The organism is Pseudomonadota bacterium (assembly GCA_036141575.1).
In the GTDB taxonomy this organism is placed as follows: domain Bacteria; phylum Pseudomonadota; class Alphaproteobacteria; order UBA2136; family JAPKEQ01; genus JAPKEQ01.
On the sequence record JAYZXF010000017.1, the window covers coordinates 214,997 to 230,466 of the forward strand.

Annotated in this window: 18 protein-coding genes; 17 read left to right on the top strand and 1 reads right to left on the bottom strand. The window is 45.8% G+C overall.

Features of this window, described 5'->3' with window-relative positions:
* Positions 1 to 96: 96 nt before the first annotated feature.
* From VX730_08665 to ndk, 9 genes are all read left to right on the top strand, one after another.
* Positions 97 to 1,569 (top strand): leucyl aminopeptidase, encoded by a 1,473-nt coding sequence (locus VX730_08665; GenBank protein ID MEC9292460.1) that lies wholly within the window; start codon positions 97 to 99, stop codon positions 1,567 to 1,569.
* A gap of 79 nt (positions 1,570 to 1,648) precedes the next feature.
* The gene (locus VX730_08670; GenBank protein MEC9292461.1) at positions 1,649 to 2,104 is read left to right on the top strand and encodes a DNA polymerase III subunit chi; all 456 of its coding nucleotides are present in this window, start codon (positions 1,649 to 1,651) and stop codon (positions 2,102 to 2,104) included.
* Between the two features lie 127 nt (positions 2,105 to 2,231).
* The gene (locus VX730_08675; GenBank protein MEC9292462.1) at positions 2,232 to 2,618 is read left to right on the top strand and encodes a hypothetical protein; all 387 of its coding nucleotides are present in this window, start codon (positions 2,232 to 2,234) and stop codon (positions 2,616 to 2,618) included.
* Between the two features lie 27 nt (positions 2,619 to 2,645).
* Positions 2,646 to 3,023: a hypothetical protein gene (locus VX730_08680; GenBank protein MEC9292463.1), complete on the top strand. Its 378-nt coding sequence runs from the start codon at positions 2,646 to 2,648 to the stop codon at positions 3,021 to 3,023.
* A gap of 120 nt (positions 3,024 to 3,143) precedes the next feature.
* Complete coding sequence (locus VX730_08685; GenBank protein ID MEC9292464.1) at positions 3,144 to 3,515, top strand: hypothetical protein; 372 nt, start codon at positions 3,144 to 3,146, stop codon at positions 3,513 to 3,515.
* A 130-nt stretch (positions 3,516 to 3,645) separates the two neighbouring features.
* Positions 3,646 to 3,981, top strand: coding sequence for a hypothetical protein (locus VX730_08690; protein MEC9292465.1), 336 nt, complete (start codon positions 3,646 to 3,648; stop codon positions 3,979 to 3,981).
* 123 nt (positions 3,982 to 4,104) lie between these two features.
* The gene (locus VX730_08695) at positions 4,105 to 4,488 is read left to right on the top strand and encodes a hypothetical protein (protein ID MEC9292466.1); all 384 of its coding nucleotides are present in this window, start codon (positions 4,105 to 4,107) and stop codon (positions 4,486 to 4,488) included.
* 121 nt (positions 4,489 to 4,609) lie between these two features.
* On the top strand, positions 4,610 to 4,996 hold the full coding sequence (locus tag VX730_08700; GenBank protein MEC9292467.1) for a hypothetical protein: 387 nt from the start codon (positions 4,610 to 4,612) through the stop codon (positions 4,994 to 4,996).
* A 131-nt stretch (positions 4,997 to 5,127) separates the two neighbouring features.
* Positions 5,128 to 5,553 (top strand): nucleoside-diphosphate kinase, encoded by a 426-nt coding sequence (ndk, locus tag VX730_08705; GenBank protein MEC9292468.1) that lies wholly within the window; start codon positions 5,128 to 5,130, stop codon positions 5,551 to 5,553.
* Between the two features lie 58 nt (positions 5,554 to 5,611).
* On the opposite strand, the gene VX730_08710 is transcribed toward ndk, so the two are convergent.
* Entirely contained in the window at positions 5,612 to 5,770 is a 159-nt protein-coding gene (locus VX730_08710; protein ID MEC9292469.1) for a hypothetical protein, read from the bottom strand.
* A 270-nt stretch (positions 5,771 to 6,040) separates the two neighbouring features.
* On the opposite strand from VX730_08710, the gene VX730_08715 reads away from it, so the two are divergent.
* The 8 genes from VX730_08715 to VX730_08750 are packed head-to-tail and all read left to right on the top strand — an operon-like array spanning position 6,041 to position 15,366.
* Positions 6,041 to 7,114, top strand: a complete 1,074-nt coding sequence (locus VX730_08715; GenBank protein MEC9292470.1) for a hypothetical protein — start codon at positions 6,041 to 6,043, stop codon at positions 7,112 to 7,114.
* Positions 7,114 to 7,752 carry a DnaA/Hda family protein gene (locus VX730_08720; protein MEC9292471.1) on the top strand — a complete coding sequence of 213 codons (639 nt, stop codon included), beginning with the start codon at positions 7,114 to 7,116 and terminating at the stop codon, positions 7,750 to 7,752. The genes VX730_08715 and VX730_08720 overlap by 1 nt, the downstream gene beginning before the upstream one ends.
* Complete coding sequence (locus tag VX730_08725; protein ID MEC9292472.1) at positions 7,749 to 9,245, top strand: hypothetical protein; 1,497 nt, start codon at positions 7,749 to 7,751, stop codon at positions 9,243 to 9,245. Before VX730_08720 ends, VX730_08725 begins: the two co-directional genes overlap by 4 nt.
* A gap of 20 nt (positions 9,246 to 9,265) precedes the next feature.
* The gene (locus tag VX730_08730; protein MEC9292473.1) at positions 9,266 to 10,642 is read left to right on the top strand and encodes a Do family serine endopeptidase; all 1,377 of its coding nucleotides are present in this window, start codon (positions 9,266 to 9,268) and stop codon (positions 10,640 to 10,642) included.
* Positions 10,643 to 10,670: 28 nt separating this feature from the next.
* On the top strand, positions 10,671 to 11,942 hold the full coding sequence (locus VX730_08735) for a replication-associated recombination protein A (GenBank protein MEC9292474.1): 1,272 nt from the start codon (positions 10,671 to 10,673) through the stop codon (positions 11,940 to 11,942).
* Positions 11,935 to 12,891: an RluA family pseudouridine synthase gene (locus VX730_08740; protein MEC9292475.1), complete on the top strand. Its 957-nt coding sequence runs from the start codon at positions 11,935 to 11,937 to the stop codon at positions 12,889 to 12,891. Before VX730_08735 ends, VX730_08740 begins: the two co-directional genes overlap by 8 nt.
* Positions 12,892 to 12,896: 5 nt before the next feature.
* On the top strand, positions 12,897 to 13,361 hold the full coding sequence (locus VX730_08745; GenBank protein MEC9292476.1) for an HAD family hydrolase: 465 nt from the start codon (positions 12,897 to 12,899) through the stop codon (positions 13,359 to 13,361).
* Position 13,362: 1 nt separating this feature from the next.
* Positions 13,363 to 15,366, top strand: a complete 2,004-nt coding sequence (locus VX730_08750; protein MEC9292477.1) for an AsmA family protein — start codon at positions 13,363 to 13,365, stop codon at positions 15,364 to 15,366.
* Positions 15,367 to 15,470 lie beyond the last annotated feature (104 nt).

Below are 15,470 nucleotides of genomic sequence, written 5' to 3' on the forward strand. Positions count from 1 at the left end.
CTAAAGAAAAATCTTGTGAGGATTGCGGCAATCACGCAGACTAAAAGGATATGTAATTCTAAATAAACAATAATAATATTGAAGGTTCTACCGATCATGCTTTCTTTTGCTGCAAATGAAGCTCTTCCAAAAACGTTTAAAGGCGCAGTTGTTCTGATGCTTGAAGATAAACTTAAACTTGGTAAAGGTGCAGCGTCGCTGCCTAAGGCCGTACGCGATACAGTTGAATCTGTGCTTGCAAATAGCCGTTTCCAAGGCGGAGCAGGTGAGGTGATCTCATTCCCTGTTGCGCATGAGTCTATCCAGCATGTTGTGGCGATTGGCGCTCCTTTTAAAAAGGAAGACGACAGAGGCATTTACACAACTTGGGGCGTACAAGTTGGTACTGAGCTTGATAAAGCTGGTGTTAAAAACGCAGCGATTCTGTTTGAAACAATTAAAGATAACATTGTCACAAATGTTCTTGAAGGCGTTCACCTTGGTGCGTACCGTACAGATGATTTTAAGACAGACCTAAAAGCACACCAAAAAGGTATGCTTAAAAAGGTTCATGCAATTCATAAAAAAGCAGCTGACTTTAAAGGCGAATTAAAAGGCCTTGCGGCACTTATGGGCGGTGTAAGCCTTGGTCGTGAACTTGTGAACCTGCCACCTAACATTGCCAACCCAGATCACATGGTAAAAGTTGCAAAAGACATTGCAAAACTTCCAGGTATGAAGGTTGAAGTATTTGGCGAAAAGCAGCTAGAGAAGATGGGGCTTAACCTACTTCTTTCTGTTGGTAAAGCGTCAGCGCAAGAGTCTCGTCTGATTGTGATGAAGTACACAGGTGACAAGAAAAACAAAGATTACAAATGCCTTGTTGGTAAGGGTGTAATGTTTGATACAGGTGGTTATAACCTAAAGCCAACTGCTGGTATGGGCATGATGAAGTGTGACATGGCTGGTAGTGCTGCTGTTATGGGCGCTATGAAGGCCCTTGCAGAGCGGGGTTCTAAAGTGAATGTAATTGGTGTGATCGGTACTGTGATGAACATGATCGACGCTGACGGTAACATCCCAAGTGTTATCCATACTGCTTACAACGGTAAAACTGTAGAAGTGATGAACACAGACGCAGAAGGTCGTTTGGTTCTTGCGGATGCTATGGCTTACACAATTGATAAGCACAAGCCAACTGAGGTGATTGATATCGCAACGCTGACAGGTGCAATTATGATGGCACTTGGTGGTCAGTATGCTGGTCTGTTTACGCCAAACGAAGATATGGCAAAAGCGCTAACTGAAACAGGTAAGCGTACAGGTGAGCGTCTGTGGCGCATGCCGATTGATAAGGACTACGCAGCCAAGCCAACACTTGCTGATCTAAACAATGATGGTGCTCGCTTTGGTGGCGCATCAACAGCAGCAGTCTTTCTACAAAACTTTGTGGGTAAAACACCTTGGGCGCATATTGATATCGCCGGTGTAGCCATGAGCGAAAAGATCCCAGGTGCGATGCCCGTTAAAGGCGCAAGCGGCTTTGGTGTAAGGCTCTTTGTCGATTACCTAGAGAGCACATCTAAGTAACATCTAAAAACATGAAAAGCCCCGCAACTGCGGGGCTTTCTCTCTTGCAAAAGCTCTCCAATCCTGTACATTACTAGGCATGACACATATTGGCTTCTATCAAGTGCGAGACCCAATGCCGTCTACGACGGATAAAACACTTGCGCATCTTCTAGAAAAAGTGACCTCTGCAGGGCACCGTGTTCTTGTTGTGTGTCCCAATGCTCAGCGTGCAGAGCGCATTGATGAAATGCTTTGGACGTATAAAGAGGAGAGCTTTCTTGCACACGGCCTAGAGGCTGATGGTGTGCATGTGGATAAGCATCCTGTACTGGTAACCACAAAGCCAGAAAATGCCAATAATGCAGATATTCTTGTGATGGTTAGTGGCGCGCAGGGCGGCTCTATTGCTGAGTATGAAAAAGCCATTGATATCTTTGAAGGACATGATAACCAAGTGACCAAAGCACGCCAGCGTTGGAAGCTTTATAAAGATGCAGGGTTTGACCTTTCTTATTTTGAGCATACAGGTACTGGATGGCAGAAAAAAGCCTGAATTGTATTCAGTTAGTATACTCTTTTAATTCTTTTTCCTGATTGACTGTGTAGTTTTAAATCGATAGCCTCATTCTCGATTTATGATCTATCGTTTCTTTTCTTTCTCTTTTTTAGGAGACCAATCTATGGGACTTAGTGTTCAAGACACGTTTAATGACCTGAACGAAGCTATTGATGAGTTTGGCATGTCGGTTATGACCGTTATGTTTACTCAAGGCCGTGAAGGTATGACTGATCTGGAAGGTTCTGTTGCCAAGTTGAGACGTATTTTGGCTAAGCTGAATATGCTGCCGCAAGAACATATTGATGGCGTTAAAGACTTGCTGAAAGAAAGTGGAGCTGACGTAGAGTTGAAAATTCTGCTGCAGGAATCCGCTGGCATGACTGAAGACGACATGAACCAGATTGAAAATGCTCATGTTACTGATGATATGAGCCCTCAACAGCGTATGAATGCCTTCCTTATGATGGCAACGCATATCAATATCAAAATCGCAAAGATTTTGACCTGACACTCTTTTTTCTGAAGGATATATATTATGTCAGAACTTACACCTTTTGATTGCCAGCAACTCTCTATTGGTGTTGGTGATTCTTTTGTAAATAATGTCAAGGTGGCCATGGGCGAGTGGGCACAAGAGTTCCAAAAAAGAGGCGCAGTTGCCGCTTCAAAAATTATGGGTGACCTGTTCCGTGATCTTGTGAATGAGATGCGCGGTCATGCGGCACTTGTTGAGGCATCGAAGAATGCCTTGCAGGGACATGCTGAATTTCAGGCTGCGCGTGAAGAGTTCCAGCACACTATTGATATGATCAACATGCTGGATGTGGAAGACCCTCTGACACCTGAGATGGAAGAGCTGTTTGGCAACCTAGAGCTGATTGAAAGCGTTTACCAAGAGCTGCAGAGGCTTTAAAAGCGAAAAAAGCGAATTTGAAGTGCACCCTTGTTGGGTGCATTTTCATTGACAATTCACCAGCATCAGCTTAGATACATGCCAATCAAGAATCTCTTCACCTTTTTAAAGGAGCGTTACATGCTCGATAGACACGACGTGATGTCTCTACGTAACTGCGTAAACTCTGTCACTCATGCTTATATTGCGCTGGCAGACGAGATCATCCAAAACCATCCCGCAGTGGATTATGCTGACCTGTATGTGAAGGCGCATCTGTTGCAACAGTCCATTGAAGATTTGTACCGCAGTGCTGGTCGCTCTGCAGAGGTTAGGGGCTACTTACGCACCTTCTTTGATGATGCCGCCTTTATTGAGCGCTATAATGCATATCAAACTTTCAGGCAGGAACAGGCCAAACGCTCTCGTAGCACCCCTGAGAAGGACGAGGAAGATGTTCTCGGCTTTCTGGCCTTTTTTGAAGGGCGCTACAAGCAAATCATGAGCGGTTAAATCGATTGTTAAATGCACCTAAAAAATCAGGTGCATTTTTCATATGATCTCTTGACAAGGCTGCGAAATGATCCTAGATGTGAATACACACACTTAAATCTGTCACACCTTTTTTCTTGAAAGGAAACTCATGCGTTCAATGGAGGAATGTCTGCGCCGTCTGGCGCATGGTGCTGTTGCAAGCTACACTGATGCTGTGCGTCATCTGGAGGAGGATGAAAACAAAGCATCTGCTCATGCAACGTTGGCTCTCATGCTGATTGAGAAAGCCCACCAAAAATCAAAAGAAGATCGTGAACATATCACAATTGTTCAAGATGAGCTGGGGAAAGATGAAAGCTTTGCTGTCATCATTTCACAGAGGGAGGAATACCAGGATTCGGCGCCTACGTCAGGCCTGCTTAATGAACTTCATCAAAAGCTCACCCGCTTTGACGTTCTTTATGTCTTGCTTATGCGCCTGTAAATCGATTCTGCAATGCACCCATCTTGGGTGCATTTTGCTTTTGTGTTTGACAGAAAAAAGCAGCTGAGCCTTATATAGGGCGAACCTTTATCTTGTTTCTCTTTTTTCATGAAAGGACCTTTTGTGTCTCAGAATCAAAATCCGTCTATGGCGCTGCGTCAGGCAACTGTCGCTTATGAACAGTCCTGGGCTGTTGTGCGTCACGTGCTTTCACTTATGGATGGTGACCGCTACGATGAAGCCTTTGATTACATCCAAAAGAATGGAGAGCCATTTAATGGCCTTGTAAAGGCACTCCCAAGCTGCAAACCATCTGATATTCATGCTATGGCTTCTGAGAAGGTTTCTCAAGATGAATGGGTTGGAATGATGATGTCCTTGCAGGCATTTGTGATTTTGGAGCAGCAGCTCCGTGACACTGACTCAGAAAGCACATTCTACCAAGTGGTTGAGTGGGCACGTGGCTCCCTTGCCATTTTGTTGGCCCTTACAGGGCGCGGCCGTTAATCGAACAAACCCTCACAAATTTGTGGGGGTTTTTCTTATTCTGTTTGACAGCGTCAGGAGAGGGGCATACGATCTGTCTGATTTTTATCTTATTTTCTCTTTTTCTGAAAGGATTTATCCTATGTATAGCGTTGCACAAGCAATGGCTGGTGAACTAAATCAGCTCAAAACCCATTTTGAATTCATGAGCGTGGCTGCCATGATGCAGGAAGTTGACGTGTTCAATGAGCGTCATGAGAAAGCCAAGGCAATTGTTGCCAGCGTAATAAAAGCGCTGGATGCAGATGATTCCAACCAGCTTGCAGGCGCAATTATGCGTGAGCTGGAGGGTACTGAAATGGCTGCCGCTTTGAAGGAGATGGCTCAAAGTGAGCCTGAAGATGCCACTGAGGACATGAACGCCGTCAAAGAAATGGTTGGTGAAGACAGTGAGCTCTTTACTGTGGTGAAGGAACTTGTTGAATTCTCCGACGAACTGCGTGCTTTGGCCTTGCGCCTCCTTAACTAAAATCGACTTTTGAAAACGCCCTGTAAAAAGGGCGTTTTTGTTTTGTCTGGCACTTGAAAAATGCGTTGCCAATCCCTAAAAAATACGTTACAAAACCTGAATACACTAAAAGTTTAAGGAGTATATAAATTATGGAACGTACGTTCTCTATTATCAAACCAGACGCAGTTTCTAAAAACGTTGTTGGTGCAATCGTTGACCGTTTCGAGAAAAACGGCCTACGTCCAGTAGCGATGAAAAAAGCAAGGCTATCTAAAGAGCAGGCTGAACTATTTTACGCTGAGCACAAAGAGCGCCCATTCTTCGGCGAGCTTGTAGGCTTCATGACAAGTGGTCCAGTTGTTCTTCAAGTACTTGAAGGCGAGAGCGCGATCACTAAAAACCGTGAGCTAATGGGTGCAACTAACCCTAACAACGCTGAAGAAGGCACAATCCGTTACGACTTCGCTCGTGGCAACGATGACCTTTCAGCGAACGCTGTACACGGTTCTGACTCTCCAGAGGCAGCTGCTCGTGAAATCTCTTTCTTCTTTAAAGATGAAGAGCTAGTAGGTTAGTAGATAACCTAAGCAAAAAGGCTCCCAAGCGGGAGCCTTTTTTATGTCGAATGTCAGGTCAGTTTTGCTGCTCGTCTTTTGCTTCTTTTTTGATGACGGCAATAACCAGAGCCATACCAGAAACAAATGAGAGCGCTGCGGCAATGGGAAGGCCAAACACCAACAGGGCAGGGCCTCCGCCTACAAGTAGACCAGCCAGGAGTTTAAGAAATTCCATAATGTGGAGACCTCCTTATTTCAGGCGAAAGTATACGGCAAACCAGATGTACAAGCCAATGGCAGCGACAGCAACACCGATAACAATGCCAAGAATCACCAGAAGTGCGGTAGACATGATCGTCTCCTTAGATTGAGATTTGTGAAAAGTAACATGTGGTTCAGGAATCTTTTTAATAGCATGAGGGTTTGGTGTATACAAGCCTTTTTTGCCATTTTTACAAAGCCTTTTTTGTTGTTGAATACACCTATCTCCGTTAAAGTTCCATCCATGATAAAAAAATACAAAGTCTTAAAACTTCTTGTTTTGTTTGCCCTGTTGCTGAGCCTAAGTTTCAGTAGCTTTGCTGTGGAAAATGTCTATCGTCTTCATAACTTCTCAGGTACAACGACGGATGCCTCTAAACGTGCTGAGCTTTTAGACCGTCTTGGGCGTGATGCCATTGTAGATGTTCTTGAGCGACTTATTCCTGCTGGAAATGATCAAATGGTGAACATTATCGCCAGCGAAATCCCTTCAGCAACCGTTGTGCGTTCTGTTGAGGTTGTGGATGAGAATCGAAAAAAGGGGGCTTACACCCTCACTGTAAATATTACACTTGAGCGTGACCCAATCCGTAAAGCCATTCTGCGCCGCGGTGTTCCATACACAGATATGCGCCCAGTAACGGTTGCTGTTGTTCCACTATGGAAAGAAGGTCGTACGCTTTACCCGGCATCAAGCGCCACAGATTGGCGCACACTGCTTGAGGAGTACAATGACACAGCCACACTATTCACGTACAAAGTTGTAGAGCCAGAGCTGATCAAACAGTCAGGTATTAAGACAGATCTATTTGAGTTTGGGGCCGCAGATGCATTGGATGAAATTGCAGCTATTGCAGGCACGGATCAGGCTGTCGTGTTTATGGCTGAACATAACTTAAGCGATGATATTGTGACATTGTCTGTCTTTTCAAATGCATCAGATATTGCGCGCGAGCAAACAGTCTTCGCGCTGTCTGAAGGGTTAGAGAAAATGGCTGATACAGCACTGCGCGGCTATGAGGTTGCTTACCGTAACGCCCGTATGATGAGCCCAGAAGATGAGAATAACTTCCTGCTTCGTTATAAAGCTGAATCTGTGAAGGATATCCAAAAGGTTGAGAAGCTTCTTGAGAATGCTTCATTCATTCAGCAAGTGGGTATCCGCCTCATGAGCCGTAGCGAAACAGTATTTGTCATTAACATGCAAACAGACCATGTGGCACTTGGCAAATACCTTAAAAAGCATGACCTTTACCTCGAAGATACAAATATCCGTAATGTTTGGCGCCTAAATGGTAAAGAGGAGCAGATGTTCTAATGAACCAGATGCTGCTGGATTTCCCAAAGTTTGAGGATTACTCACCTGAGAGTTTTCTACCGCTTGCTCACGTGCAGGGGGCCCTTCAGGCTTTGCAGAATCTTGGCAATGGTTTAGTAATTTACGGTGAAGAAGGCGTTGGTAAAACCCATCTTCTTAAATCATGGGTGAGTGAATCTGGCGCATTTTACGTGAAAGCTTCTGAGCTAGATGACATTGCAGAGCTTGACTTTCCATCTCTAGCGCTTGACCTAGATAGCCTTAAGCATCAAGAAACATGCTTTGCGCTGATTAACCACTGCCTGACTGAAAGTAAGCCTTGTGTTGTCACAAGTGAGATGCCAATTGCGCAGCGCAGTGATCTGATTCCAGAGCTTAAATCTCGCTTGCTTCTGCTCAGCCAAGTTGCCATTGAGAAGCCATCTGAGTCAGATCTAGAAATCCTTATTGTAAAGTGGGCGTCTGATCGACAGATGACACTTAGCCCTGATGTAATTCAATACCTGCTTATGCGCTGTGCCCGTGATGTGGGCGTGCTGCGCGGTATTTTGAACCACTTGGATGAAACGGCTCTTGCTGAAAAGCGTGCCATTACAAAACCACTTGTTCGCCAAGTTCTAGAAGGAGAGAACGCGTGAAATCTTTAGATCTACGTTTTAGAGATATGAGTATTCCTCCGTTTAACGGTAAGCGTATTGCCGTGATTGATATCGGCTCAAGCATGGTCCGTATGATTATTGTTGAAACAGAAGCCATGTACCCACACCTGCTTGTGCACCACAAGGTATGGACAGCCCTTGCAAAAGGGAAGGGTGAAGGTAAGTTTGTTCTTTCTGATAAAGCCATGAAACGCACCAAAGATGCCCTGAACTGGTTTGCATGGACAGCGGGGCAAGTTGGCGCTGAAGGGATTGTTGCCGTTGCAAGTAGCGCGATGCGTGAAGCTGAAAATGGTGAAGCCTTTGCAAAAGAGATTGAAGCAGAGTACGGCTTTGAGGTTCATATTATTAGTGGTGAAGAAGAGGCTGCTCTTGCTGGTGAAGGTGCTCTTGCTGGTATGCCTGATGCCAGCGGTATTGTGCTAGACCTAGGTGGCGGTAGCCTTGAGCTTTCTGAGTGTAGTGGCCGTAGACGCCTAGCCACATTCCCGCTTGGTATTCTTTCACTTAAAGAGCTGAGTAACCATACCCCACGTAAAGCACAAGAGATTGTAGAAAAAGCGATCAGTGAACATGACTGGTTGCCATCAGCTGAAGGGCGAGATTTGATTGTTCTTGGTTCAGGTATGCGCACACTGGCGCGTATGCACATGTCTCTTATTGGTTACCCGCTTAATATTCTGCATGATTACCGCATTAAAAAAGATGATGCTGCCGCTGTATTTGGTGACCTTGTAGACGGTAAACTTATGATGGATGGCCTTTCAGGCATGACACCTGAGTGGAAAGAGGTTCTGCCTTATCGTGCAGCTGCTCTCATCGCGCTTATGAATGCAACAGGCATGGAAAACGTGCGCTTTGGTACATTTGGTCTGCGTGAAGGAGTACTGTTTACCCAGTGTGGTTATGAGACAGAAGATAATGACCTGCTCCTCACTTACGCAACAGAGTGGGCAAACCGCAGTGGCTTTGGGGCTGAGGTTGGCCTTAAGCGTGCGCGCTGGATTCTCGATCATTTCTCATGCCTGCCTGACCGTCTAGTTATGGCGGCGTCACTTATGGTGGAGTGCGGCTGGCGTGAACAAGCCACAGGCCGAGGCCATACCGTATTTGAACGTATTCTTGAAGGCCCTTATGTAGGCTGTAGCCATAAAGACCGTATGTTTATTGGCCTGTGCACATACTTCCGCCATGAAGATGAGCTGCTACCAAGCATGATGCCACTTGTACATAGCGTCCATAGTGAGCGTGTTATTCAACAAGCCAAGCTTGTAGGCGCACTTCTGCGCCTATGTGGTTACCTGAACCCAGCCGGGGGCGGTGACCTTGAAAACGTAAAACTCCACTGCGGTGGCGATTACTGTGAAATTATGAATAGTCATATGCCAGAAACAGACGAAAAAGGCCCTGTACAAAGTGTGCTGAAGCGCATTGCGAGCCTTTGGGAGTCTGGTATGGCACCTTGCATGTAATAACTAAGGAAAACAATAAAATGAAAAACTATCTTAAGCTAGTACTTGCACTTTATCTTATCGTTATCCCTGCTCAGGCAGCTGTGACTATGGGGGATGTTCGCACATCTTTTAAAGATGTGGTGAAAAAGGTGTCTCCTGCGGTTGTGAACATCTATACCAAAAAGGTTGTACGTGAGCGTGTCAGCATGTTTAACGATCCTTTCTTTGATATGTTCTTTGGTCAAACGGGCCCGGTGCGTCAACGTGTTGAACGCTCTCTTGGCTCAGGCGTTATTGTCACGCCAGACGGTCATATGATTACAAACCTGCATGTTATCCAAGGCTCTAAAAAAGTGAAGGTCATGTTTGGTGACAAACGTGAGCGTGACGCAGAGTTTATTGCGGGTGATAAACGTACTGACCTTGCACTGCTTCGTATTATTCCTAAAAATGGTGAGCGTTTTGAAGCGGTACGCTTTGCAGACAGTGACAGTGTAGAGGTTGGTGACGTGGTGCTCGCAATTGGTAACCCTTATGGGGTTGGGCAGAGTGTAAGTATGGGTATTGTCTCTGCGCTTGGCCGAAGTGGCCTAGGGAGTGCAGCAGCTGAAAACTTTATTCAAACAGATGCAGCCATTAACCCGGGTAACAGTGGTGGTGCCCTTATTGACTCAAACGGGCAACTAATTGGTATTAATACCGCGATTTTTAGCCGTAGTGGAGGGAACCAAGGGATTGGGTTTGCCATTCCTTCAAATATGGCAGATACAGTGATTCAGAGTGTGCTAAGTACAGGTCGTATTACACGCCCATGGCTTGGTATTGGCAGCCAAAACCTTACAGGGCAACTTGCTTCTAAGCTGGGTATGGATCGTGTCACTGGCGTACTTGTGAATGATGTACTTGATGGTGGTCCAGCAGATAAGAACGGTCTTAAAATTGGTGATATTCTTGTAAAAATGAATGGCGAAGATATTCTCAATAAAGGATCTCTAGAAGCTCTTCTGGCAAGCGAGCGTATTGGCTCACGTATTGATCTGCTTGTATTTAGAGGCGGCCGTACCCTTAACTTTGATATGAAGCTTGAAGGTCTGCCAGATCGTGATCCCACGAAACGTGTCACGCTTGGTGGCTCAGGTCCACTTGCTGGCTATATGGTAGAAGAGCTTTCTCCATCTCTAAACAATGAGCTTGGTCTTGCCTTTACAGAAAAAGGTGTCGCGGTTGTGAATGCCCCACATGGCAGCAGCACATTCAGTATGTTGAAGCTTCAAAAAGGTGACATTATTCAACAAGTGAATAGCAAAGCCATCCAAACAGTGGACGACCTTGTAGAAGTAAGCCGTCGCCGTCCGCGCGCATGGCAGGTTGTTTACGAACGAGGCGGGCGTACTGTCCGTGCACTGGTGAGGTGAGCGTACTTTGAGTCTCTTTGCAGATACAATGCCTGACACAAGGCCGCTGGCTGAAAAGCTGCGGCCTCAGTCTTTAGATGAGGTGGTTGGGCAATCTCATATCACAGGTAAGGATAGCCTGCTGTCTCGTACAGCAGAAACAGGCCGTCCTGTCTCTGTGCTGCTTTGGGGGCCTCCGGGCTGTGGAAAAACCACGCTTGCGCGCCTTTATGCGGGTGCTTTTGATGCAGATTTTCAGCCATTAAGCGCTGTACTCAGTGGTGTAGCTGATGTTCGTAAAGTTGTAGATACGGCCAAAGCCAACGCTGAGGTTGGTAGGCGCACAGTGGTGTTTATTGATGAGATTCACCGTTTCAATAAAGCCCAGCAAGATGCTTTCCTCCCTTATGTAGAAGACGGCACGTTCTTCTGTATTGGTGCAACGACAGAAAACCCAAGCTTTGAAGTGAATGCCGCACTGCTTTCACGTATGCAGGTGTTAACACTCAACCCTCTGACTGAAGAGGATATGGCAGGTCTGATTCAGCGTGCTGAAGAGATGGAAGGGGAGATTCCTCTCACTAAGGAAGCAAAAGAGACTCTTGCTCGCATGGCACTTGGAGATGGTCGTATGCTCCTCAATATGGCGGAAGCCATTTATGCAAGTGCACCAGCAAAGCCTTTGGATGAAGATGGCCTAACAAATTTGATACAAAAGCGTGCCAGCAGCCATGATAAAGGCGGGGACGCGCACTATAACCTCATTAGTGCTTTGCATAAGTCTATCCGAGGCAGTGACCCTCAAGCCGCTCTATACTGGCTCTGTCGTATGTTAGAGGGTGGGGATGATCCACTTTATCTCGCACGTAGGCTTATTCGTATTGCCAATGAAGACATTGGCCTTGCTGACCCGAATGCAGTCACGCAAGCGGTGGCTGCTCGAGATGCTTACCAAATGCTCGGCACACCAGAAGGTGAGCTTGCTCTTGCACAGTGTGCTGTTTACCTTGCCCTTGCACCAAAGAGCATTGGTATCTATAAAGCCTATAAGCAAGCTCGTGTTCATGCCGCTGAAACCAGCCATATGATGCCGCCAAAGATTATTCTAAACGCGCCAACAAAGTTGATGAAAGAGCAGGGGTATGGTGACGGCTATGCTTACGACCCTGATACGCCTGATGGCTTTAGTGGGCAGAACTACTTCCCAGATGGGATGGATCGCCCGCATTACTACCAGCCCGTAGAGCTCGGATTTGAGCGTGACATGGGCAAGAGAATGGCGTATTTTGACGCTTTAAGAAAGAAGTTGAACAATGTCTGATGCTGTTGAAAACAAGCCTAAGCTCGAGCCAATTGAAGTTCCTAAAGGGGATGATGGCCAACGCCTAGACCGTTTTATTACAAACATTTGTAAGTCTGTAAGCTTTACAGATGTTCGTCGCCTGTGCCGTAAAGGGCAAATTCGCCTGAATGGTTCTCGTGTGAGAGGGGGGGAAACAGTTAAAGCAGAGGACAAACTTCGCTTGCCTCCATTTATGATTGATGAAGCCCGTGAAAGCATTCGCAAAGCACCTGCTGGCGGCCGTAAAGGGCAAGCCTTTGCAGAGCTTATTCTGTATGAAGATGATTACTTTGTGGTGATCAACAAGCCTGCAGGTATTTCTAGCCAAGGTGGTTCTAAGCAAGCAGATAGCCTAGATGCATGGGCAAAAGCATATGATGAAACATTGAAGCTTGTGCACCGCCTAGATAAAGACACGACAGGCTGCCTGACCTTTGCAAAAGGCCGTGAGATGGCTCAAGTGCTTGGTGATGTCTTTAAAACACGCGAAATGCAGAAGACATACTGGGCGATTGGTGCTGGTGAAATGAACCACGAGCAAGATATTTGTGACCGCCGCCTCAAAAAAGCCGGCCCTCCAGGGCAGCAACGCGTTGTTGTGGCAAAAGATGGCCAAGACGCACTGACTAAATACTGGCGCCTTGGTGTTGGTGAGGGGCTAACATGGCTAGCTCTACACCCAGTAACAGGTCGCATGCACCAAATTCGCGTACATATGCAGTTTATGGGGCACCCAATTGTCGGTGATCTTAAATACGGTGGCAGCGCATCTGCCATTGCTGATATTACAGGATATGGCGCACTGTTTTTACATGCCCGTCAAATCTCTTTCCCGCACCCGGTTAAGAAGGATAAACCTGTGCTTATTGATGCGCCTGCGCCAGAGCATTTTCAGGCCTTATTTAAAATTATGGACTGGTCAGAGTAAGAATTATGACGTGCCCATATAAGCTTGTCGCATGGGATATAAGTGGCACTCTTCAGAACCCAAGAACAGGGGTGCTGTTTGATGGCATTCGTGAGGTTGTTGAAGCCCTGCATAACCAAGGTGTAAAGCAAGCAATTTGCACAGACCTTGGTAACCGTAGAGCCCATGCATTTGTTGAAGAAAACCGCTTGGCTCACATTATTGATAGCGTGCAACATACAGGTATAAATGCATTTAAACCTGCAAAAGAAATGTTGGAAATGGCTATGATTGAATGCGCTGTTGAAGACCCGTCTGATGTTTGCATGATTGGTGATAATGGCTGTGATATTGCGCTGGCACATGCGGTAAAATCTGCTAGTATTTATGCAAGTTACGGCAGTTTTAATGAATCTGTTCTGCATGAAGAGCCACACCACGTGGCTCGCAGTGTGGAGTGTTTAAAGGAAATACTAAAAATAAAGGTGTAACATGAAGTTCCTTAAATATCTATTTGTATCTGTTTTTGTTTTGGTTGCAATTGTAGCCATTCTTGCAGTTGTAATTCTTCCAATGATTGACTTCACAAAGTATAAGGAACAGATTGAAGCCAAAGCTTCAACAGCACTTGATACACCTGTCAAGCTTGCAGCAATTCGTGAGCTTAAAGTATTTCCAAAACCATCTATTCTTATAGAAGGTGTTGAGATTGAGAGCCATCTGGGTGGTAAGCCACTTCTCACAGCTGATAAAGTTGCAGTACGCTTAAGTATCACAAGTTTACTCGCTATGAAGGTTGGTATTGATGAAATTGAAGTTGTGCGACCTGATGTCAACCTTATCAATACAGCTAAAGGTTCATCTTGGGCTGGCAAGCCTGAAACATCAGGACGCGCTCCAGGTAGCGAAAGTGGTACTCCTGCCAAGAAAAGCAGTGGTAACCCAATGGAGAAACTGACGTCTCTTGGTACAATTTCCATTCAAAATGCCAACTTACTTTATAATGACAAAGTTGCTGGTGTGAAGCATTCTGTAGAAAATCTGAATATTAACCTTGGTGCAGGTGATCTGGCAAAAACACAAATTGATGCTTCTGTACGTTATAACACAGTGCCAATCAAGGTAGCTGGTGCCCTAGACCTACGTAAGCTGAAGAATATCCCTATGGATATGAAGGTAGATATGGACGGTAACACTGTACATGCACAAGGTCGTCTACGTTACCTAATGGACGAGCCAACATTTAGCGGTACGCTCACAGCTAAGGCAACAACACTAATGACAACGCTCAACAAGATGCTAGGCCTAGAGCTAACTGAAATGCCGTTTGAAGTTGAAGGGGACATTCTTGCTTCACCAGTGGTATTTAAAACATCTCAGCTTGTTCTAAAGGCAAATAATACATCTGCGCATGTGGTTGCTGATATCACAAACCGCGGAAACGACATGATTACAGGTACAGCCACTGTAAGCGTGCCAGAGTTTGATGGCATGAATTGGGGTGCCTGCGGTGCAGAAACGCCAAAAGGCTCAACCTCTGAGCCTGCATCAAGTGCGCCTGCTGCTAAAAAGGGGGAACGCTTCTCTAAAGAGCCGCTTGATTTCTCAGCGCTACATAACCTAAGCCTGACCCTAAACACTGCAATGGATACAGTAAAGTGCGGTGCAGCGACAATTGAAGCTGTAAACGCAAAAGTGAATATTCATAAAGGTCTTCTTAAAGTTGAACCATTTAGCTTTAAAGCTGATGATGGCTCATTTGTGACTGAGTTCCTGCTTGATGCAACAAAAGAGACTGCAACAGGTAACCTGAAGATGAACATCAACGCTCTTAACCTTGCTAAGATTATTGAAGGTAAGGTGAAGGCTGATATTCCTCTCAATGGTTTGGTACGATTTGACTTTATAGGTCGTAGTGCACATGACCTTGTAAACAGTATTCAAGGTACAGCAAACATTAAAGCGACCGAGGGTGAAGTTGTGGGTGTGCCTCTCGGTGCCCTTAAACTGGGTGTAGAAACATTCTCAGGCCTTGCTTTTGGTGGGGGTGAAAACTACGAGCTACAGGAGTTAAGCTTCCCGTTTGTAGCGGAGAATGGTGTCTTTACAACTGAATCCTCTATTGTGAAGCTGTCAAGCCAAGCGCTAAGTGCAAAAGGTAAGATCGATCTGCCTAAATGGCGTATCAACATGGATATTACACCAGAGATTGGTTCAGGGCAGGGTACGCTCATGACACTTCCTCTTAAGCTTTCTGGCCCGCTTGATAAGCCTAAAATTAAACCAGACCTCAACTCACCACAAGGTATTGGTGCGGCCATCGGCACAGCCGTAGGTGGCCCTCTTGGCACAGGTGTGGGTGCTGCGGTTGGCTCTATGCTGAGCGGCCAGAACAAAGACGCTCAGAAGAAAAAAATTAACGAGACAACCAACAAAGTTAAGGAAGAGCTTAACAAGGCTGTTCCTAATGAACTGAAAGGTCTTCTAGGATTCTAGAAACCTATCCAATAAAAACAGCCCCCGCTTGGGGGCTGTTCTATTTCGATGCTCTTACTTAGCGTAAGAGGTATGATGAGGGATATTAATGTATAGGTAATGCT